This window comes from Roseibium aggregatum (genome assembly GCF_017309185.1).
In the GTDB taxonomy this organism is placed as follows: Bacteria; Pseudomonadota; Alphaproteobacteria; order Rhizobiales; family Stappiaceae; genus Roseibium; species Roseibium aggregatum_B.
The window spans coordinates 26,977-47,537 of record NZ_JAEKJZ010000002.1; the positions used below are offsets into that span (position 1 = coordinate 26,977).

Consider the following 20,561-nt stretch of genomic DNA (forward strand, 5'->3'; position numbering starts at 1 on the left):
ATGTCCGCCTCCCCTGACATGCGCTCGCGGATCACCGACAACATCGTCTATTTCGCCCGGACCTTGCGCAAGGCGGGCGTACCTGTCGGGCCGGCTTCCGTCGTCGACGCCGTCACGGCCGTGGAAGTCTCCGGCATCGAGAACCGGGAGGATCTTTACTGGACCCTCCATGCGGTCTTCGTGCGCAAGCATGAGCACCGGCTTCTTTTTGACGAGGCCTTCCGGATCTACTGGCAAAGCCGCGGGCTGATCGAAAAGATGCTGGCGGTGCTGTCACCGGTCGCGCCGCCGCGCGGGGAACCGGAAAAACCCAAGGCCGGGCAGACGCGCGTGTCGCAAGCCTTCGAGGCGGCGAAGGAAAGGGTCGCGGAAGAAACCGTTCCGGAAATCGAGGTGGATGCCAAATTCACCGTGTCCGGCAAGGAGCTTCTGCAGAAGAAGGACTTTGCCCAGATGACCGCCGACGAAATCGCGGTCGCCATCAAGGCGCTAAGGTCGATGAGCCTTGCCATGGATAATATCCGGTTGCGCCGGTTAACGCCCTCTGCCAGGGGCCGTATCGATCCGCGCCGCACCTTGCGCGCGTCCATGCGGGCGGGTGGCGACATCATCGACCTGAAATTCCGCAAGCCCGCCGAAAAACGCCCGCCCGTTGTCGCACTCTGCGACATCTCCGGCTCCATGAGCCAGTATTCCCGTCTGCTTTTGCATTTTCTCCACGGCCTCACCGCCGAGCGGCGCAATGTGCATACCTTCCTGTTTGGAACGCGGCTGACCAACGTCACCCGCCAGCTCCGGATGAAGGATCCGGACGAAGCGCTCGAGGCCTGTTCGGAAGACGTGGAGGACTGGTCCGGCGGCACCCGGATCGCCTCGGCGCTGCACGATTTCAATCTGCACTGGTCGCGCCGGGTCCTGTCCGGGCAGCCGACGGTTCTCCTGATCACCGACGGTCTTGAACGCGATACCGACGAGGATCTCGATCGGGAGATGGACCGCCTGCACCGCTCCTGCCGTCGCCTGGTCTGGCTCAATCCCCTGCTCCGCTTCGACGGCTTCGAGGCCAAGGCCAAGGGCATCCGCGCGATGCTGCCGCATGTAGACGAATTCCGCGCCGCCCATTCGCTCAATGCGGTCGCCGATCTGGTGGAGGCCCTGTCGGGCACCGGCCGCTCCCCCGCCGCCAATCCCAGAAACTGGCTCTGAGCTCCAAAATGGAAACCCCACCGGCGTCGCGTTGGGGCACTTGACGCCGGTGGGGTCTATAACGAGCGAAACATCGCTCTCGCACGAATATATGTTCAACAACCCGAAACTAAATGCGGCATGCTGTCCCTGCGGCTGTTTTACAGGCAGACCCCGTCAGGTCGCGATCACGGTACCGCGACAACCGGCGTTCTGACCTTCACGCGCTGAAAGAGGTCCTGGATGTCCCGGTTCGCCATGCGGATGCAGCCATAGGACACCGCCCGGCCGATCGATCCGGGGCGGTTTGTCCCGTGAATGGCGTAGTTCCCGTTGGACAAGGTCATGGCGGCAACCCCCATGGGATTGTTCGACGCGCCACCCTCGATAACCGACGGCAAGTGAGGAAAATCCCGGCGCACTTCCGCCGATGGCGACCAGGCCGGCTTGACATATTTCGCGGTGATTTCCGCCTGTCCGGTCCACGCCTTCCGGCGTTTTCCAACCGCCACCTTGTAACGGATCGCGCGTTTGCCGCGCAGCACCAGATAAAGCCGCTTCTCGGAATTCTTGATCACGATCGTCCCGGGCCGATACCCCCTGTCGGTAAACCCGACCAGTTCCGCGGCCTGAGCGGTCGCCACCGGCTCCCAAAAGGCAAAGATCGCGACCAGGGGAAGCAAAAGGCGCAAACTGACTGACGCACGCATGACGGACTCCAGAATTTTCCGGAAAGATACCGTGACGCCGGTTTCCGAAAAACCGCCTGTCCCGCCCTATCTGATCTGTTGGTTAACGGACAGATGCACCGGAAGGCGAGCCTTGGATGCGGACCGGTAAAATTCAGATTTCAGGCCGTCCCGGGCGCTGTGACGGCGAACACTATGACGCAAGGTCAGAACAAAGATAATGGCTGCATGGTTCGGGAGGACACGAGACCCGGCCACCGGGAATTCAAGCGGCCAGCCGCCGCCCAGGAAGTGCCTATCAACTCCTTGAGGGACAATTCAGATGACTCGCATCCGCAGTAATTTCTTCAAACTGGCCGGCCGCCTGACCAAGTCGATGACGGTACTGGCATGCCTTGCAACTCTGTACACCTTTCCGGTCACCGCCAACGCGGGCTCGCTGACGGGAACCTACATTCTGTCGCCCGCCCGCCTCGACACCGGGTTTTCGGTCCGTGTCATTGGCCGCGGTCCCGTTACCGGGAAATTCAGGAACGTTTCAGGCAAAATGACCCTGAACGAGAAACAACCTCACCGGAGCCGGGTCGTCGTTACCGTCGACCTCAGCAGCGTGCAGACGAACAACGACAAGGTCACCGGGTTTCTGAAAAGCTCGGCCATGTTCAACGTCGCCAAGTATCCCAAGGCCGTGTTCCAAAGCACCCGGGTGAGAATTACCGGCAAGGACACCGCCGAGGTCGAAGGCGTCCTGACCATGCGCGGTCAGCAGAAACGCACAAAGCTCTCCGTGAAAATGCTCGGCGCCAAGTCCAACGGACATGTCGATTTCGAAGTGAACGGCGGCTTTTTCAGGAGCCTCTACGGCATGGACGCCGGCCTGCCGATTTACGCCGACAAGGTGAACCTGCAGATCCGCGGCACCGGGAAACGCGGCTGACCCTGGCGTTCGGACTGCAAAAAGAGCACAGGGATCGTCGTCATCCGTGTGCTCCTTTTCCTTTTTCGCCGGCCAGGCTTCACTTTCTCTTCGGTGTACCGTCCCGCCATTCGTACCAGACATAGGCCGGACGGTCCGCGTCACCCCTGGCATCGAAGGAAACGGCTCCGAGAACGGTTTCGAAGGTGCCTTCGTCGAGAACCTCCGCAACGGCTCCAAGCTCAAAGCTGCCTGCCGTTTCGGCCGCCTGAGCCCATGTCTGGATCGCCGCATAGGTGGTCAGCGCATAGCGGTCCGCGCTCGCACCCGCCTCCTCCAGCGCCTTGACCAGGTCCGCCGCTTCGGGTCTGTTTCTTGGAACCTCCGGATAGGTCAACAGCGTGCCGTTCCCGGCAGCCCCCGCGGCTAGCCAGAAATCCTCGCTCATCAGGGCATCGCCCGAAACCAGAACCGCATCCAGACCCTGGCGCGCAATCTCCAGGGCGATCAGGGCCGCTTCCGGATGGTAACCGCCAAGATAGACGACTTCGATACCCTCCAGAGCGAGCCGCGAAACCAGGCGATTGTAACTGTCCTGGCCCGCATCGAACCCCAACGCCAGAACTTCGTTCTCCCCGAGACCGTTCATCGTTGCCTTGACCGCATCCGTGAGACCCTTGCCGTAGGCGGTCTTGTCGTGGAGGATCGCGATCCGCTTGCCGGACATCTCTTCCGCCAGAAACCGGCCGGCAATCTTGGCCTGACCGTCGTCACGCGGAGCAAGACGGTATATGCCTTTCCCGGGCCGGTCGTCGGTAAACCTCGGCAATGTGGTCGCCGGCGAGATCTGCACGATACCCGCGCCGGCATAGACCTCGCTTGCCGGAACGGAGGCGCCAAAGCAGAAATGCCCGGCAACGAAACGGACACTTCGCCCGATCAACTGGTTGGCGACCGCAACAGCCCGGTCCTCGTTGCAGGCGTCATCCGCGATTTCGAGAACCAGGGCCTCGCCATTCACGCCGCCGGCAGCGTTGATGTCGGCAATTGCCTGTTCCGCGCCCGCTTTCATCTGCGCGCCGAACGGAGCGAACTGACCTTTCATCGGACCTGCGATCGCAATCCGGATATCCGCCAGAGCGGATCCCGGCAGCAGTCCGGAAACGAGTAACGGCACGACCGCCGCAAGCTGTCGATATGTCATTCACTCTCCCGAAACGTCGATGGCCGTCCCACGCGCGACTTGCCTACCCCTAACCTGTAGAGCTAAACAGCTCAATCGCATCCTCATCAAAGTCCGAGGGTATGGCCCTAGGCAGGTTCTTCGTTCCAACCCTGAGCCGGAAACGAAATTCATAAAACCTGAACGGTTCTGGCCACAAGTGGGGCGGACACATAAACTCGTCCGGCGCGGGGCGGCCCGTACCGATTCCATTGCCGTGGAGAAACCCGGAGCAAACCATGTCCTCATTCCCTTGCGATCCAAATGACGAAGGCAGGCTCGCGCTCGATTCCGCGAGCTTCAGGGAAGCCATGAGCCGGATCGCGGCCGCCGTCCATGTGGTCACGACCGATGGACCGGGAGGCCGTATGGGGGCCACCGTCTCCGCGGCCTGCTCGGTCAGCGACGATCCGCCGAGCCTTCTCGTCTGCCTCAACCGTGAAACCCGTATTCACGACGCCGTCCTCAAAAATCGCTGTTTTTGCCTCAACACCTTGAGTGACGACCACGAGACGATTTCGGACGTTTTCGCCGGCCGCGAAAAACTGGACATGCCCGGCCGCTTCGCCAAGGGCGAATGGACACCGATGGCGACCGGCTGTCCGGCCCTCGACACCGCACGGCTCAACGTCGATTGCGAGGTCTATTCGGTGACCGAAATCGGAACCCACTCCATTATTGTCGGCACCGTCGCGGACCTCAGAATGACCTCCCCGGGAAAATCCCTCCTTTACGTCCGCCGTGGCTACAAAAGCCTCGACACGTAACCCTCTTCTCATCAAACTGTCCGTCCTGCTTCACTGAACCTGGGACGCCCTCATGACGGCCGGTCCACGCAACCTGATCACCGATGTTCCCGGGCTGAAGGTCGGCAACGCGACCGATCCGGACCTGAAATCCGGGGCCACTGTTCTCGTTCCCGACGAGGCTGCCGTCGCATCCGTCGCCATTCAGGGCGGAGCGCCCGGCACCCGCGAAATCGCCTTGCTGGAACCGGAACAGACCGTCGAGAAAATCGATGCCGTGGTGCTGGCTGGCGGATCCGCCTTCGGTCTCGATGCCGGCGCCGGCGTTCAGGGGCGTCTGGCCGAACTCGGTTACGGTTTTCAGGTCGGCCCCGTGCGCGTGCCGATCGTGCCGACGGCGATCCTGTTCGACCTCCTGAACGGGGGCGACAAGAGCTGGGGTCAGGACACCCCCTACCGGGACCTCGGCCGCTCCGCGCTCGATTCCATCGGCCGCGAATTCTCTCTCGGCTCCGTCGGTGCCGGCACCGGAGCCACGACCGCCAATCTGAAGGGCGGCCTCGGTTCCGCATCCCATGTGCTTGAAAACGGCGTGACCGTCGGCGCCATCGTGGCGGTCAATGCACTTGGCCGGGCAACGGTCGGCGACAGTGCCCATTTCTGGGCGGCTCCCTTCGAGTTCGCCAATGAATTCGGCGGCCTTGGCCCGGCCCATCCCTTGCCTGGAGACGCGATCGCTGTGCGCACCAAACTGGATGCCCTCAAGTCGGGAGCCAACACGACGATCGCAGCGGTCGCAACCGACGCCATCCTGACCAAGGGAGAAGCCAAACGCCTGGCGGTCATGGCCCATGACGGTCTTGCCCGGGCGCTCTGGCCAGCCCACACGCCGTTGGACGGAGACCTGGTTTTCGCCATGTCAACGGGGCAGCGAAAGCTGGAAAACGGCCTTGAGGACATGGTTCGGCTCGGCGCGGCCGCCGCGTCCTGCCTGGCGCGCGCCATCGCGCGCGGTGTCTATCACGCAGCGCCAGCCGATGGGGATCCGGTCCCGACCTGGCGGGAGCGATACGCCTCATAGGCCGAGCAAGGTCCGGACAAGGCCAGCGACCGCAAGCCCAGGCCCTCAGCCAGGCGGCAAAGCGGAAACCATAAGGAATTACACTATTTTTACCGGCCGGGTTGAGACCGCCTTTACCCCTGCGGAACAGCGTTGCGCTTAGCCGGCTGTTCTTCCTTGATCGGGAGCGCCTCAATCGGCTTAATTCCTATCGGTTTTTTTGCTTACTTGAGGTTCAAATGCCGTCCGCTTTCCGTTCAGACGCTTCCCTTGCCCGCTTTTTCACGCTTTTCTGCCTGCTCCTCGCGTTTGCCCCGTCTTCAGGACTTGGTGCTTCAACCACAGAGGCCGGTCTTGCCGACAGTTTCGAGCAGCGGCTGCGAGACCCCTTTGACGGCGATCTCGAAGCCTTGCTCGAACGCGGCTATGTGCGCGTGCTGGTCCCATTCTCAAAGAGCTTCTATTTCATCGACAAGGGCGTTCAGCGCGGCATCTCCGTGGATGTCGCCAATGAATTCCGGAAATATCTGCTCAAGACACACGGCAAGGCCGCGAAAAATGTCGCGGTCACGCTTCTGCCGACGTCGAGGGACAAGCTGTTTCAGGACCTTGCGGAAAACCGTGGCGATATCGCGCTTGGAAATCTGACGGTCACCGCCGACCGCGAAAAACTCGCAGCCTTTTCCGCGCCGCTGATCAAGGACGTTCACGAAGTGCCCGTGACCTCCGGCAAGGTCCCCGATCTGACGTCGCCGCAAGACCTGTCCGGCAAGGAAATCCATATCCGCAAATCGTCGTCCTACTTCGAAAGCCTTGAGAAACTGAACGAGAGTTTGTCGGACGACGGCAAGGAACCGGTTAAACTCGTAGTCGCGGACGAAAGACTGCAAGACGAGGACCTCCTCGAAATGGTCGCCGCCGGAGCAATTCCGATGGTTGTTGTCGACCAGCACAAGGCCACACTCTGGATGGAGGTTCTGGAAGGCCTGAAGAGCCACCCGAAGGCTGCGGTGCGTACGGACGGGGAAATCGCCATCGCGGTCCGCAAGAGCGCCCCGGAGCTCCTGAAACTGGTCAACGGCTATGCCGCAACCGTCAAGAAGGGCACGCTTCTCGGAAACATTCTCATCAAGCGCTACCTCAAGGAAGCCGAATATCTGAAGGACCTGACGGCGGAAGACTACGAATCGGCGCTACAGGACGTTCGGAACCTGTTCCAGAAATACGGCTCGGAGTACAAGTTCGACTGGTTGCTGATCGCCGCGCAAAGCTACCAGGAATCCAAATTCGACCAGAAAGCCCGCAACCCGACCGGCGCGGTCGGCCTCATGCAGATCAAACCGTCCACGGCGCAGGGAAATCCCATCAATATCGACGGCGTTGCGCAGGATCCGGAAAAAAACGTTCATGCGGGGGTCAAATACCTCCGGCACCTGGCCGACCAGTATTTCGCCGGGCTGTCCAAGGAGAAAGCCGACCAGATGTTCTTTTCGCTTGCCGCCTATAACGCCGGTCCGAGCCGGTTCGCGCGCATGCGAAAGGAAGCCGAGGACAAAGGCTACGATCCGGACAAGTGGTTCGGCAACGTGGAATGGATCGTCGCCTCGAGAATCGGCCGGCAGCCCGTCGATTATGTCGGCAACATCTTTCAGTATTACGTCGTTTTTGAAAACGAGAGAAAACGGCGGAAAGACAGTGCGGTCGCGAAGGACCGGAAAACCGCGACGGAGTAGAGCTGAAGCGGATTGCGGCGGCGTGCGAACGGTCTGAGCGAAGCCGGAGGTCCAGGAAAGGACCTCCGCACTTGGTGAAGACTGCCGTTTGAACAGTTCGAAGTCTCAGGCCGCCTTTCGGCCAAGCTCCCCTGCCCGGCGCAGCATTTTCCCACGGGCCGTGTCGTCGGAGCCGAGAATGGGCGAAAAGAGATGATAGCCCTTCGGCTTGAACCCGCAAAAGGCCAGGATTTGCTTTTCTGTCTGTTTGCGCGTCCCCGCTCCATAGATCCAGCGGAAAATCCAGCCGGGCGTATCGGCCGTCACAAGAACCTCTGCCGTACGGCCTTGCAGCAGCTTTTCCGGGAGCGCCTTGCCCTTGATGTATTTGAACGCCTTGCCCGGCAGGAGTATGCGGTCGAACAGCCCCTTCAGTTTTGCCGGATGGCCGCCCCACCAGAGCGGATAGGCGATCACGATATGCTCGCACCAGACGATGTCCTGCCAGAGAGCCTCCAGGTCCGGTTCCAGTGCCGGCGCCTTACTGAAGTCCGATGTCCCGAAATCGGGATCGAAGCGCATGTCCCCGAGATGGCGGCTGCGCACCTCGTGGCCGTTGCTTTCGGCGTTCCGCGCATATTCGTTCCCCAGCGCTCCGCAGAAAGAGCCGATGGCGGGATGTCCGTCAAGGATCAGTATCCGTGTCATTTTCTTCCCTTCTCAAAGTTGAAGATGTTCGATCTAAAAATTGACCGCGGTCATTATTTGACATCGCAGCCGCATAAGATCAAGATATTTTTTGACCATGGTCAATTTTTAGAGGAATCATGACCCGAAAGCCGCAGCAACGCAGCATCGCCACGAAGGCGCGGGTGCTTCAGGCCGCCAGGGATCTGGCAGCAAAACACGGACTGGAAACCGTCACGGCCGAGGCCATCGCCCAGCAAGCAGGCGTCGCAAAAGGCACCGTTTTTTCTCATTACGGCGATATGGACGGCTTGCTGTCCTACATTCTGATCGACCAACTGGTGGCCTTACGCGCCAGTGATCCGGCCAGGAAAACGCGAACGGACGATGTCGCCGATCCGGTTGCCGAGGTCATCGACAGAATGATGGGGCTGATCACCGTCATTACGGACAGTCCTGAGGTTCTGCGGCTCTTTCTGGACAATATCGGCGTGACCAAACCGAACTGCGCACCGGAATTTATTGAAGCGCTGGATGCGTTGGACGCGGACCTCGCCGCCTTTCTCCAGCGCTGGCAGAAAACCCCGGATCTCCTACCGGCGTTGCGAAAAGACCGAACGCCCGCGGAAATGGTCGACGGATTGATCGCCTTCATGGTTCACGGTGCGATCCTGTTCAAAAGTCACCAGGTCACGGATCGCGATCTGCTCAAACAGCGTCTTCAACGACATGTCGAGGCCTACCTGCTGGCGGCGTGACAGGGATCCGCTACGGACCGTCTTCGCCCGGCCAGCTCACCACGTGGTGCTCGTAGTCTTCAAGAGCCATCCCGTCCTCCGGCACGGTTCGACCGCGGACCGAGATGCCGGCTTGGTGAACCGTCTCCCGGTCCCCCGACACCAGGGGATGCCACCAGTAGAGATCCCTCTTTTCTTCCACCAGCCGGTAGGCGCATGTGGGTGGAAGCCAACTCAGCGTGCGGACTTCCTCCGGCCGCAGCTGGATACAATCGGGCACCGTGTCTGTCCGGTTTTCATAGTCCCTGCACCGGCAACTGTCACCGTCGAGCAAGGTACAGGCGACATTCGTCCAGACGATCTCCCCCGTGTCCCAGTCTTCCAGCTTGTTCAGGCAGCAGCGGGCACAGCCGTCGCACAGCGATTCCCATTCCGCAGGGCTCATGTCGTCCAGCGACTTTGTTTTCCAGAAAGGAAGACCGTTCCTGTCAGCTTCGAAGATCAAGAAGTTCGCGCGTCCGGTTGATTGCATCGGTCCGCTGCGCCTATCACGCGGTGCCGCGGACGGCAAGCGGGAGGCTGCCGAAGGATCGCTTTTGCTGGAATATGCAATGAAAGATCAATATTCTGGGAGCAAAGGGACCCGCGTTCCCAAGTCGGTTTTCACCCGTGCAAAAAACCGTTACTTTGCGCTTCGGCATTTTCGCGTAAAGCCGCCGCCCCGATCCGGAGAAACTGTTCCTTGACGGACGAACCGCAACCAGAAGCCAACGAAGACAGCGCCAAGCCGCGCAAGCGTTACCGCATCCGCCGGTTCTTTCTGGCCATCGATGCGGCCGTCGACACGGCCCTCTGGAAGAGCGGCTCCACCCTTCGGCGCATGCTCGAAGGCTACGATGCCTTCCTGCGCCGCTTCAAGGCCAAGGGAATCTGGCGGGCGCTGACAGAACTGAGTTCCGATGCGCTCACCTACGGTCTCGCCGGTTTCATTGTCGTTCTGGCCTTTGCCCAGCCTGCCTTCGAGGCGACGCGCTATTCCGACTGGAAGACCACCGACGATTTCGCCGTGACTTTTCTGGACCGGTTCGGCAACGAGATCGGCCGCCGGGGCATCGTCCTGAACGACAGCGTGCCCCTGGAGGAAATCCCCGATTCACTGGTCAAGGCGACGCTCGCGACCGAAGACCGCCGTTTCTTCAGCCATTTCGGCATCGATGCCGTCGGCACGTTCCGCGCGATGGTGGAAAACGCCCGTGCGGGTGGCGTGGTGCAGGGCGGCTCGAGCCTGACCCAGCAGCTTGCCAAGAACCTGTTCTTGTCGAACGAACGCAGTCTCAGCCGCAAGATCAAGGAAGCCTATCTGGCCCTCTGGCTGGAAGCGAATCTCTCCAAGCAGGAAATCCTGAAACTCTATCTGGACCGCGCCTACATGGGTGGCGGCGTGTTCGGGGTCACCGCGGCGGCGGAGTTCTATTTCAACAAGAACGTGCGCGAACTGACGCTGGCGGAGAGCGCCATGCTGGCCGGCCTCTACAAGGCGCCGACCAAATATGCCCCGCACATCAACCTGCCGGCCGCCCGCGCGCGCGCCAACGAGGTTCTGACCAACATGGTTCAGGCCGGTTTCCTGACGGAAGGCCAGGTTATCGGAGCGAGACGCAATCCGGCCCTTGCTGTTGACCGGTCGCAAGAGCAACTGCCGGAGTATTTCCTCGACTGGGCGCTCGACGAAGTCAAGAAACTGGCCCGGCGCAATCCGGCTCTTGCCAAGGACCGCATCGTGACCGTGCGCACCACCCTCGACCCGGCTCTGCAGCGCCAGGCCGATCTCGCCGTGGAAACGGTGCTGCGGGAAAACGGCAAGCTCCGCGACGCCAGCGAGGCAGCGCTCGTCTCGATGATCCCGGACGGGGCCGTCGTCGCCATGGTCGGCGGCAGGTCCTATGGAGAAAGCCAGTTCAACCGCGCGGTCAACGCATTGCGCCAGCCGGGGTCTTCCTTCAAGCCCTTCGTCTACATGACGGCATTTCTGAACGGCTACACGCCCGAGAGCATCGTCCCGGACCGGCCCGTCTGGATCGGCAACTGGTCGCCGAAAAACTATTCCAGAAGCTATCGCGGCCCGGTCACGCTCAGGACCGCCCTGACCAAATCCATCAACACCATCCCCGTCCGGCTGTCTCTCGATTTCGGCCGCGAAAAAATCATCGAGACCGCCTACGCCATGGGCCTGACCCATGAGCTTGAGAATTCCGTCTCCCTGCCGATCGGCTCGTCGGAAGTCAGCGCGATCGACATGGCCTCGTCCTATTCGGTCTTCGCCAACGGCGGCTACAAGGCCACCGCCTACGCCATCCTGGAAGTCAAGAACAGCGACGGCAAGGTGCTCTACCGGCGCGAACAGGACGAGCAGCCACCCAAACGGGTCCTGCCGGAGGACAAGGTTCACATGATCAACGGCATCCTGGTCAACGTTGTCGAGGCCGGCACCGCCCGCCGGGCCAGGATCGACGGCGTCGTTGCGGCCGGAAAGACCGGCACGACCAATGCCTACCGCGATGCCTGGTTCGTCGGCTATACCGGCAATTTCGCCACCGCCGTCTGGTTCGGAAACGACGATTTCTCCTCCACGCGCCGGGTAACCGGCGGCAGTCTGCCCGCCATGACCTGGCAGCTTTACATGGACTACGCCCACAAGGGGATCGAACTCGCCAGAATGCCGGGCGTCGAAGCCGAAACCCTGCCCCGCCTGGCGAAGGCTGTCTCCTCCAAACCGGCGAAAAAGCTGACCGTGTTTTCCCAGCCGCGCGTCCTGAAGCGGCGCACCCAGGATCTCCTGACCACAATCGGCCAGGACCTGCACCGCCTCGTGGAAGAAAACAAGACCAGGGCAGCGCTTGACGCCCCCTCCTCTCCAACCGATTTCGCGGCCGCCCAATGAGTGAGCTCATCACGAGACCGACATTTCTCTCCCGCGGCGAGGCCGACTGGTACGAGGAGAAGCTCCCGAGAGCCATTCGCCCCTACAACAGCAATCCGCTGCGCACGCTCGCGGCCGTTTTCCTCGTGGTCTTTTTCGCAGCCCTTCTCGGCATCAGTTCCGCCTATCTGGTGATTGAGCGTGAGCAGCCTCTCAACGCGGTCACAATCGGCCCGTGGCACGCCTATCCCAAAGCCGGCACGGCGGACGCCGATCCCTACTCCGTCGCGATTTACACGCGTGGCGCGCTCGTCCCGCTGGCGTCCGGCGAAGGGTTGGCGCTGATTGCGCGCCAGGACAGTTCCGGCCACCTTCTCGACCCGACATGCGTTTACCGGATCGCCGGCCAGACCCCCACCGCCCGGCTCTGGACGCTGACGGCTCAGGACGGCCGCGGTCATCTTGTCGAGACCCTGCCGGGCCGCGTTCATCTTGCCAGCCAGAGCCTCCTGCGCGATCCGGAGGGCAACTTTCAGATCACGGCGGCCCGCAATCCCCATTCGGGCAACTGGCTGCCGCTTGCCGAAAAGGCCAAGGCCAGCGACGGGCTGCAGTTCGTCCTGCGCCTGTACGACGCTCCGGTGACGACGGGCGCGGCCCTCGACGGGGTCAGCATGCCGCAAATCAGAAGGCTGGCCTGCCCATGACCCTGTCGCCCCGTTTCAGCCTGACCGTCGGCGGCCTGGCAACCTTGTGTCTTGCCGCCATCATTCATATCCTTGTGGTGCTCGGCATCCCGCACAATGTGCAGCACAGCGCCTACGACAACGCGGCTGCCTACGGTCCAGACCGCCGCTTCAACCTTCTGCCGGATGTCGAACCCGGACAAGAGGCGCTGCCTGATCTCGACCCGGCCATGAAACACGCAGTCTGCCGGTTCCAGCTCGGCAACGGCCCGGTCCTGTTCGATGCGTCGATCCCGGCTCCTTTCTGGTCCATCGGCCTCTTCAACGCGGCCGGCGAAACGGTTTACAGCCTCAACAACCGCACGGCGGGCGCCGAACGCCTGTCCATGCTGGTGCTGACCACCGAACAACTTTCCATCCTGCGGGAAAACCCTCCGGAAAATCTGGAAGATCTGATCGTCATCGAAACGGACGAAATCAGCGGCTTCGCGCTCCTGCGCGCCTTCGTGCCGCATCCGACCAGGGCGGCCGAGGTCGACGCGGCCCTGACGGCGGCGAGCTGCGGAGGAATTTGAGCCTCCTCCCCTGGGCCCGCCGAAGGCTCCTCAACCGGAGACAATCGAGCAACCACGGCGCCATCTTACATGACGCAAAGGAGCCCTGAGCCTCGGAATGACAATGGGTAAATACCGCCTGTAAACTTGCCCGTTCAGATCGAGCCGAGGTTCCCGACTGCGGGAGGCCGACGTTCAGTCTGTCTTCGGTGCCAGAGGGCCGAGCGCCTCGAACAGCGGTCCGAGCTGATCCGCGTGTTTTTTCCAGCGGCCGATGGAGGAATGGAACATCGGCCGGCGGACCTGCAGGTTGGAGAAGGTCGTCACCGGGCTTTCGCCCTTGTGAAACTCCAGACAGGCGTCTTCCCAGTCCAGTCCGGTCCGCTCCAGGAGCGCGCGGCTCTCCGTTTCCTGGCTTTCAACGAGCTTTTCGTAGGACAGCTCGTAGAGGGAGACGGGCAACACCTTCGCCCAATGCTCCATCAGCTCGACATAGGTCTGGAAATACCGGCCGAGCGTTTCCTGGGTGATGGCGTAATTATGAGCCGGTGACATGGCGTGGGACAGCAGCGACACGCAGGTATCGGCCGGTTCGCGAACGCAGTGAATATAGGCGGCTTTCGGAAAGGCGAGGCTCATCAGCCACAGCATTTCGAAATTGTGAGGCATCTTGTCCGTGACCCGGGCCGCCTTGCGGTCGACCGCATCCAGGACGCTCAGGTAACCGCGCGCGAATTTTCTGAAGTCCTTGGGCTCCAGCTCCCGGAGCCTGCGCTCCAGCGCGGCGCTTGGGGCCGCCTTCAGGCCCAGGTCTTCCTGCAGGTGCCTGAAGTAGGCAAGCTCTCCACCGCTCGCCACGCGGGAGTGCCGGCTGACGATCTGCTCGACCAGGGTGGTTCCGGAGCGCGGCATGCCGAAGATGAAGACCGGGCGTACGCTGTCGCTGCCCATCTCCGTACGGCTTTCGAAGAACGCCTTGTCGAACACCTCCTTCATGAAGGTGACCCGCTCCTCATGGGCCTTCAGGTCGAAAGGCGGATAGCGAAGCTTTCTGGCGGCCTGATAGTGGTCGTCCGCCTTGCCCGCGTCTCCGAGATCGAAATGGATCTTGCCGGCCGCCCAGTGAAGGTTGGACTGGTCGAGTGGAGCGCGAGGTGTTCCGTCGCCAAGCAGGCTTTCGATCGTGGCGAGTTCCGCCGGTACTTCGTCGTATTTCCGCGCCATGGACAGCGCGTGCAGAACGGCAGGCAGTTCCTTGCCCGCATCGAGCGCCTTTTGGAACCAGCCGACGGCCGCATCGATATTCCCGACAGTCACTTCGAGCTGGCCCATCCCGAGAAGAGCATATCCGTTGACCGCGTCGAGCTGCAATGCACGCTGAAAACTCTGCCTCGCCAGCACCGGGCGCCGGTCCAGCCGGTAAAGATCGCCGAGTTGGGCATGGATGTCGGCTTGCTTGGGAGCCAGACCGGCCGCCTTCTTGAGCGCCTCGCGCGCGGCCGGATAATCGCCGGCATTCAACAGGGCAAGGCCGAGCAGCTGATGCACCTGATGGTTCTTGCCCGCCTTCTTCGCCGCTTTTTGCAGATGGCCGATCGCCGGTCCAATGTCGCCGTGCTGATAGGCGGCGATGCCGAGAGAAAAATGCGCCTGCGGATTGTTCGGGTCCAGTCTCAGCACTTCCTCGAACATGGGCAACGCGATGCCGATGCGGCCCGCATGCTGATGGGAAAGCGCTTCCTGAACGAGCCGCGCGACACTGGAACTCATGGGATGTCCTAAAATGGGCTGACGCAGATCCGTCACGGACCTGCTGCGTAGCCCTCTAGATAGCCGAGGAACGCCGGGGCGATCAATCTCCCGTGGCGGGAAAAAAAGCCGGTCCGCAGGTTGGCGCGCCTGTGGCTACTTGACCACCGGTGGCCGCTCCAGTCCCCAGTTGGTGAAGATCCTGGAGCGCTTCACCGGCCGGTCCTGGGCGTAGCGGTCGCCGGTGATACAGCCTTCTTCCGCAAGCCGGACCTGGCCTTCGAGCTCGCGGATGGCATTATTGACCTTCCACTGACGGTCGCGGCTCGGCGTTTCGATCTCCAGTCCGTCGAGCGCCTTCTTGTAGGCGATGATCCGGTAGCGCAGCGCCTGCCCCACCCACTTGATCATCACCCGGTTTTCCCAGACACGGGCCTTCGCGCCGTCATAGGTTTCTTCCTGGGTGACCGGTTTGTTCTGCAGAACCCGCAACCGTTCGTTATCCGCCTTGGTGACGCGCACGGCCACCTCGCAGAACGGCATCACCAGTTCGGCGTCGCCGGAGGCATCGCTGGCGATCTTGTCGAAACGGGCATCTGAGGACTGGAACTTGTCGGAGCGCAGATAGATGAGATAAAGGTCCGGCGGCACCCTGCCCTCGGTTTCCGGCAACACCCGCGTGCGCGACAGTTCCACCATGGTCCCGCCGATCCAGTCCTTGGTCCAGGGTGGACGGATCAGCGTCCAGCCCCGGTTGCGCAAGAGTTTCTCGTCGTTGGTATAGTTGAATTTGGAGACGGGATCTCCACGCAGGCGTGCCGCTTCGTCGCCCGCCTTCGGGATGATCTTGTCGTGAATGACCGATGGTTTGGCGCGATCGAAATCGCCGGTCGGCCGGGTGCACGCGGCAGCGGCGGACACGGCAAGGACAACGCTTACAAGCGCCACTCCCCGTCTGCACACCCCTCCCGCGCATCTGCCGGAGGCGGAGGCTCGATTGTCCGCTTTGCCATTGCCCATCGGCCGCGACTCCAGTCCCCTTGGCCTGTCTCCAGGCACTTCCGCATCCATTGAACGCAAGTGCTTTCACGGCTGGAGGCGGGGACCGTCAGTCCTTGTCGGAGCCAGCAGGTCCAGCAGCTTTACCGATGGTCCCGATTCGTGCGGCGAGATCAAGGTCATGGTGCTCGTAACGGACACCTGGGAAGAGGATAACTTCGCCAAAGGTCTCGCGGCTTGCCGAGCACGCGGTACGGGAGCGCTGGCCCAATCGTGCAGCGGGCCTTTGCGCGGATGCAAAATCCAACAATGTGCCCATCGTCTCCTCCTTCGGTTCCGGTCTCCCCGATCAGCGGATTGCCGAAGGGAAACGGTCAAACGGGCGACGCATTACTTCCTGCTAGGTCATTAAGAAGCTGTCAGGGTTAACAGCATGCTAACGCTTTTAGTCCAAATTGAAGCCTTCTCGTTCCGTCGGTCGTTCGGTCTTTTGTGTTTTGTAGACGGGTGTCATGCGCCAGAACCAACGCTTCAACCAATCCCCACTTGCCCCTTCCTCCGCGCAAGCAAGCTCCGGCGGCACCCCGCCAAAGCGCAGCATTCTTCTCGCCGCAGCCAAACTCTTTACCGAGCGTCACCGGCATGACCTTGAAGAAAAAAAGATTTTTTTTGAATTGGCGCGTAACCTCCTGCCACTGACGGAGGTCGAGGACCGTCGCCGGATCGCCGGCCTGCTTGCATCGCATCCGGAAATTCCGGACGATCTTCTGGAACAGATTGCGTCGGACGAAGACCCGCTGACGGCCTATCCCGTATTGCGTTACAGTCCAGGCCTTTCTGTGGATCTCCTTCTGCGCAGGGTGGAAACCGGTCCGGACAGCTTGAGAAAGGCCATCGCCAACAGGTCTGCCTTACCCGAATCGGTCATCGATGCCTTGTGCGCCGATGCCGACGAGGGTGTCATCCGAATCCTCCTTGGGCGGGACGACATCGGGCTGACGAGCGACCACAAGGCGAAACTCGGCCGCCGGAGCGGACTTCTCGCCAAGATCGGGCCGGAACTGGCCAGCCGGGATGCAATTGGCACAGGATCTTTGGTGGGCCGATTCCTACATCTTCCGGCAGCGCTCAAGGCAGAAGCCGTCGCCGAGGCGGAAATGGCAAGTCTCGTCAGGCAGGTCCGCAGACCCGGCTCCTCCTCAGGCCGGCATCGCGGCGGCTCGCAACATCGCTTGACTGACGGACTTGTCCGCCAGGCGCTCGCGCAGAACAAACCCCGTTTTACCGAATTGCTCAGCCAGGCTCTGAGCCTGCCGCGGACGTTATGCGACCGTCTTCTAAACGACGATCAGGCCGACGGCCTGGTTGTCGCTCTCAAGGCGATTGGCCTGCCGGCAACCGAAACGACCAGTATCCTGATCCGACTATTCGGCGACCAGCTGCCGCTTGGAGATATCCGTGCCCTGCGGCGATTTCACCGGACGTTGAGCCTGGGGGCCGCCGAAACGCTGGTCGGTCAGTGGATGCTTGCAGAGACCGATGCGCTCCCCCTCTCCGACGCGCGACATGCCCCGCAGTTTCAGCAAGGAAATCCGGCGCGCGAACGCTTGGCCCCCTCTCGTTCGGAAGAACAAGCGGTCGCCGCTTTCAAGAAGACCGCGTCCTAAAACTTGAAAAAATCCGCACCGGGAGGCGAAGGCCGCTCTTCCTCCGCGAGCGGCAGTTCGATCCGTCCGTCGCGGGCCTCGACCTCGACCAGCCAATAGTCGGGGTCGATGCGGGCCTCGCTCTCAATCCGGTCATCCACCGTTTCCCGGTCGGCCTTCTCGAAAATCCTTTCAAACAATCGCCCTTGAGGCAGATCGCTGAACATGGCCTGGGGGGCCGGCCCGTAAAAATCGAAGCTCCCGTTCAGCCGGTCGACACAGATGAAGATGGCTCCGGCCTCCGCCGCTCCCCGTCTGGAGACGGCCGCAAAGCCGCCTTCTCCGAAGAGGCGCCGGACAAAGGCACTGACAAAAAATTCCGAGGTGACCCGCATGATACCTTCCGGAGTGCCGGCACTGGTTCTTAGCGGCCGGAATCGTAGGATCGCTGTGACTTACGCGAAGACGGCGCCCTTCGCAATCAACCCGACAGCGACCGGCCGCTCAGCATTTCCAGCCTTTCGATGACCTTCGGTCCGAGTTCTCCTGTCAGCGGCAGGGCATGGTCGAGTTCGAAGCGTTTGATGGCCGCCGTCGTGTTCGCCCCCATCAGGCCGTCCGCCTGAAGCGGGCCGTAACCGAACTCGGAAAGCGCCTTCTGCACCTTCAGGAGCATTGGATCCGCATCGATATCAGCAGCCTCCGCGCTCTCCTGAAAGGCGCTTGCCGTGCCCGAGAAGCCGGGTTTTGCCCGGGGCATCGGCACCTGCGCTGTGGCGGGTGTCGCGCCCTGCATCAGAACCAGAGCCAGCAAGGCTTCACTCGCCTCCCCCTTTTCCGGCTGTCCGGCGCGGCGCTCGAAAGCCCGGATCGCCCGTTCCGTGGCCGGACCGTTCAGCCCGTCAAGCGGCCCTTCGTACAGTTCCAGTTTTCGCAGGGCTATTTGGAGGTCCAGCACCAGCGTCGAGATTTCCTGAACCTGGACGCCACCGCGGCGGTCGTCCGGTTCCGGTTGCTGGATCTCGCCGCCCCTGTCACGCGTCGCGAACAAAGGTGCCGGATGGCGCCCGGGTTGCAAGCCGATCGCGTTGGCGACGATCAGGCAAGCCGTAAGCCCCATCACGACAGTCCCGCCGGCGGCCACCGGATTATCCAGAGCCACATGACCGGCCCGCGCAATAAGGGTTTCCTGGACCTTCGGCGGCGGTGCCTTCCTGCTTGTCTTTGCCATACCGCCTCCTATGCCGTTTGCGCCCGCGGGCGTCTGTCGGGAGCCGCCTCGGCGACCGGTGGAACCGCAGACCGTCCGGACTGAGGCGGCAGACGCAGCACCACGCTGACCCCGTGGCCGAGCATGGTTTGCAGAGACAGACTACCGCCGATCCGTTCAAACAGACCGTTGGCAAATCTCAAGACGGGCTTGGAGTTTTCAGCGCTCCAGCTCAGACAGGAATTCCTGTTTCGAACGGAAAGAAGGATCTGCAACCCCGACGGCGCAGTGACACCGGCGACATTGACCGCCGCCCCACGCCCGGAAGTCTCGATCATATCGGACAGCACAAGACAAAGGCTCTGGCGCAGGAGTTTTCCGTCCGCGTGAATTTTAGGTGCATTCGGGAACGGTTCGACTTCGATTTCTACACCGAGCCTTTCCGCGATCGGTTTCAGGAGGCTGGCGCAACGGTGAAGGCTGGAATTCAGATCAACGGTACCGCAGTCCAGCTCCTCACCGGGCTCCCTTCCCGCTCCGATCTCCGAGGCCGCATTCAAGGCCGCAAGCCCGCTTTCACCGGCTTTCCTGATGTTCACGACAGCGTCGCCCAGACCTTGCTGGGACGGCTCCCATTTGCCGTCGCCGAAGCGTGCCGACAAGGCAACAATTTCAGCAAACGCGGCCCTGGCTTCACCGGCTGCATGGTCCAGCAAGACGCGGGAAAATTTTTCGGCGCCCGGTTCGGGAGCCTCGGCCGGCTGATGCGGCGCAACGGAATGGGCCCCCTCAGGGTCACGAATAGACAACAGGGTTCTTTTGCCGCCAGAGACAGATGACGGAACGTCGGCTTCCACGGTCCGCAGATCGAACTCCAGTCGTCTGTAGTCCGCCAGCCCCGCGTCACCCGGATTGGATGCCCCGATCCGGACACGAGCCTCGAAACAGGCACTCCCGCCCTTGAGCCGGACGTCGGACACCTTCGTCAGATAAAGAGGCCTGTCGGCCACGTGAAGCCGGGCGAACAGCCAGTCGCCGCCCGAGAACGCCCCCGCAGGAAGCGGAGCCACGCCGAGCAGCTGCCTGACCGGGCCGCCGATGACCCTCACCGCGCCATCCACATCCAGCTCGCACAGAACTTCCGACACGCTCTCGCTGACAAGCTGCCGCTCCTGCGACGACCGGTTCACGGCCTCCCGCGCCTGTTTGCGATCGAGCAGAATGCGATTGGCCAGAACGCCGACATAAACCAGGGCAAGCAGCGTCGATACAATCCGGACCGGGCCGGGCAACGGCTCGAAGTGAGGCAGGGAAACCGGCAGAGCGGCAAGCGCCGCAAGAAGCAGACTGCAAAGCGCCGCGATGCCACCCAGCATTTTTCTACTGGTGGCGAGCGACGCTTCGACCGGGGGCACGATCAACCAGACCAGCGCGAAGGAAGCGATGCCACCTGTCAGGAAACACACGGTCGCCACGATAACGGCGAACAGGCCCGACGACAGCCCGACTGCGCGGTTCAGCGAACCGGATCGCGACAGGTAGAGCGCCAGCGGCCATTGACTGAGCATCCAGGACAACACGAGGATCGTTGCGGCATGGGGCGGCCCGGCAAGGGCGAGATGCAACGGCAGCACAAGAAGCGCCAGCGCACCGCAAAGAAAGCTGCCGGCCAGGAAGGAACGGTGCAGCGGTGCCAAAAAAGGATCTCCGGCAGCCTCGGGATGAATCATTCCCTCGACCCGGGGACCCCAGATCCCGCTGATAACAGTCAATGAACTCAGAAACTTACGCACTCGAAACTACCACACCAAAGACGCGGATTTTACCGCTCGCAACCTTGACG

20 protein-coding genes are annotated in these 20,561 nt (G+C 61.8%); 11 read left to right on the forward strand and 9 right to left on the reverse strand.

Going from position 1 to position 20,561, the window contains the following annotated elements:
- Nucleotides 1-1,206 (forward strand): vWA domain-containing protein, encoded by a 1,206-nt coding sequence (locus JF539_RS12300; protein WP_207140970.1) that lies wholly within the window; start codon nucleotides 1-3, stop codon nucleotides 1,204-1,206.
- Nucleotides 1,207-1,373: 167 nt separating this feature from the next.
- Here JF539_RS12300 and JF539_RS12305 read toward each other — a convergent pair whose 3' ends face one another.
- Nucleotides 1,374-1,895, reverse strand: a complete 522-nt coding sequence (locus tag JF539_RS12305) for a L,D-transpeptidase (RefSeq protein WP_207140971.1) — start codon at nucleotides 1,893-1,895, stop codon at nucleotides 1,374-1,376.
- Nucleotides 1,896-2,196: 301 nt separating this feature from the next.
- Here JF539_RS12305 and JF539_RS12310 point away from each other — a divergent pair, with 301 nt between their 5' ends.
- A complete protein-coding gene (locus tag JF539_RS12310) occupies nucleotides 2,197-2,811 on the forward strand; it encodes a YceI family protein (RefSeq protein WP_207140972.1) in 615 nt (204 codons plus the stop codon).
- 79 nt (nucleotides 2,812-2,890) lie between these two features.
- Here JF539_RS12310 and JF539_RS12315 read toward each other — a convergent pair whose 3' ends face one another.
- Complete coding sequence (locus JF539_RS12315; protein ID WP_207140973.1) at nucleotides 2,891-3,994, reverse strand: branched-chain amino acid ABC transporter substrate-binding protein; 1,104 nt, start codon at nucleotides 3,992-3,994, stop codon at nucleotides 2,891-2,893.
- 257 nt (nucleotides 3,995-4,251) lie between these two features.
- Here JF539_RS12315 and JF539_RS12320 point away from each other — a divergent pair, with 257 nt between their 5' ends.
- From JF539_RS12320 to JF539_RS12330, 3 genes are all read left to right on the forward strand, one after another.
- The gene (locus JF539_RS12320) at nucleotides 4,252-4,779 is read left to right on the forward strand and encodes a flavin reductase (RefSeq protein ID WP_209017260.1); all 528 of its coding nucleotides are present in this window, start codon (nucleotides 4,252-4,254) and stop codon (nucleotides 4,777-4,779) included.
- Nucleotides 4,780-4,831: 52 nt separating this feature from the next.
- On the forward strand, nucleotides 4,832-5,839 hold the full coding sequence (locus tag JF539_RS12325; RefSeq protein ID WP_207140974.1) for a P1 family peptidase: 1,008 nt from the start codon (nucleotides 4,832-4,834) through the stop codon (nucleotides 5,837-5,839).
- A gap of 218 nt (nucleotides 5,840-6,057) precedes the next feature.
- Complete coding sequence (locus tag JF539_RS12330) at nucleotides 6,058-7,551, forward strand: transglycosylase SLT domain-containing protein (RefSeq protein ID WP_207140975.1); 1,494 nt, start codon at nucleotides 6,058-6,060, stop codon at nucleotides 7,549-7,551.
- A 105-nt stretch (nucleotides 7,552-7,656) separates the two neighbouring features.
- On the opposite strand, the gene JF539_RS12335 is transcribed toward JF539_RS12330, so the two are convergent.
- Nucleotides 7,657-8,238 carry an NAD(P)H-dependent oxidoreductase gene (locus tag JF539_RS12335; protein WP_207140976.1) on the reverse strand — a complete coding sequence of 194 codons (582 nt, stop codon included), beginning with the start codon at nucleotides 8,236-8,238 and terminating at the stop codon, nucleotides 7,657-7,659.
- A gap of 119 nt (nucleotides 8,239-8,357) precedes the next feature.
- Between JF539_RS12335 and JF539_RS12340 the strand changes: the two genes are divergently transcribed.
- Nucleotides 8,358-8,975 carry a TetR/AcrR family transcriptional regulator gene (locus JF539_RS12340; RefSeq protein ID WP_207140977.1) on the forward strand — a complete coding sequence of 206 codons (618 nt, stop codon included), beginning with the start codon at nucleotides 8,358-8,360 and terminating at the stop codon, nucleotides 8,973-8,975.
- A gap of 10 nt (nucleotides 8,976-8,985) precedes the next feature.
- Here the strand turns inward: JF539_RS12340 and JF539_RS12345 are convergent, their stop codons facing one another.
- Complete coding sequence (locus tag JF539_RS12345) at nucleotides 8,986-9,486, reverse strand: YcgN family cysteine cluster protein (protein WP_207140978.1); 501 nt, start codon at nucleotides 9,484-9,486, stop codon at nucleotides 8,986-8,988.
- On the opposite strand from JF539_RS12345, the gene JF539_RS12350 reads away from it, so the two are divergent.
- From JF539_RS12350 to JF539_RS12365, 4 genes are all read left to right on the forward strand, one after another.
- On the forward strand, nucleotides 9,398-9,700 hold the full coding sequence (locus JF539_RS12350; RefSeq protein ID WP_207141561.1) for a hypothetical protein: 303 nt from the start codon (nucleotides 9,398-9,400) through the stop codon (nucleotides 9,698-9,700). The two genes, JF539_RS12345 and JF539_RS12350, sit on opposite strands and share 89 nt — an antisense overlap.
- A gap of 134 nt (nucleotides 9,701-9,834) precedes the next feature.
- Nucleotides 9,835-11,895 (forward strand): transglycosylase domain-containing protein, encoded by a 2,061-nt coding sequence (locus JF539_RS12355; RefSeq protein WP_209017309.1) that lies wholly within the window; start codon nucleotides 9,835-9,837, stop codon nucleotides 11,893-11,895.
- Complete coding sequence (locus JF539_RS12360) at nucleotides 11,892-12,581, forward strand: DUF1214 domain-containing protein (protein WP_207140980.1); 690 nt, start codon at nucleotides 11,892-11,894, stop codon at nucleotides 12,579-12,581. The genes JF539_RS12355 and JF539_RS12360 overlap by 4 nt, the downstream gene beginning before the upstream one ends.
- Nucleotides 12,578-13,135, forward strand: a complete 558-nt coding sequence (locus JF539_RS12365; RefSeq protein ID WP_207140981.1) for a hypothetical protein — start codon at nucleotides 12,578-12,580, stop codon at nucleotides 13,133-13,135. Before JF539_RS12360 ends, JF539_RS12365 begins: the two co-directional genes overlap by 4 nt.
- A 174-nt stretch (nucleotides 13,136-13,309) precedes the next feature.
- Here the strand turns inward: JF539_RS12365 and JF539_RS12370 are convergent, their stop codons facing one another.
- Together JF539_RS12370 and JF539_RS12375 are read right to left on the reverse strand one after the other, a co-directional pair.
- A complete protein-coding gene (locus JF539_RS12370; protein WP_207140982.1) occupies nucleotides 13,310-14,884 on the reverse strand; it encodes a tetratricopeptide repeat-containing sulfotransferase family protein in 1,575 nt (524 codons plus the stop codon).
- A gap of 135 nt (nucleotides 14,885-15,019) precedes the next feature.
- Nucleotides 15,020-15,811: a hypothetical protein gene (locus JF539_RS12375; RefSeq protein ID WP_209017261.1), complete on the reverse strand. Its 792-nt coding sequence runs from the start codon at nucleotides 15,809-15,811 to the stop codon at nucleotides 15,020-15,022.
- Nucleotides 15,812-16,536: 725 nt separating this feature from the next.
- Here JF539_RS12375 and JF539_RS12380 point away from each other — a divergent pair.
- Entirely contained in the window at nucleotides 16,537-17,529 is a 993-nt protein-coding gene (locus JF539_RS12380) for a DUF2336 domain-containing protein (RefSeq protein ID WP_207140984.1), read from the forward strand.
- Here JF539_RS12380 and JF539_RS12385 read toward each other — a convergent pair.
- The 3 genes from JF539_RS12385 to JF539_RS12395 all read right to left on the reverse strand — a co-directional run bounded on the left by JF539_RS12385 (nucleotide 17,526) and on the right by JF539_RS12395 (nucleotide 20,415).
- The gene (locus JF539_RS12385; protein WP_207140985.1) at nucleotides 17,526-17,903 is read right to left on the reverse strand and encodes a DUF1491 family protein; all 378 of its coding nucleotides are present in this window, start codon (nucleotides 17,901-17,903) and stop codon (nucleotides 17,526-17,528) included. The two genes, JF539_RS12380 and JF539_RS12385, sit on opposite strands and share 4 nt — an antisense overlap.
- Nucleotides 17,904-17,989: 86 nt before the next feature.
- Nucleotides 17,990-18,739, reverse strand: a complete 750-nt coding sequence (locus tag JF539_RS12390) for a peptidoglycan-binding domain-containing protein (RefSeq protein WP_207140986.1) — start codon at nucleotides 18,737-18,739, stop codon at nucleotides 17,990-17,992.
- 8 nt (nucleotides 18,740-18,747) lie between these two features.
- Nucleotides 18,748-20,415, reverse strand: a complete 1,668-nt coding sequence (locus JF539_RS12395) for a hypothetical protein (RefSeq protein ID WP_207140987.1) — start codon at nucleotides 20,413-20,415, stop codon at nucleotides 18,748-18,750.
- Nucleotides 20,416-20,561 lie beyond the last annotated feature (146 nt).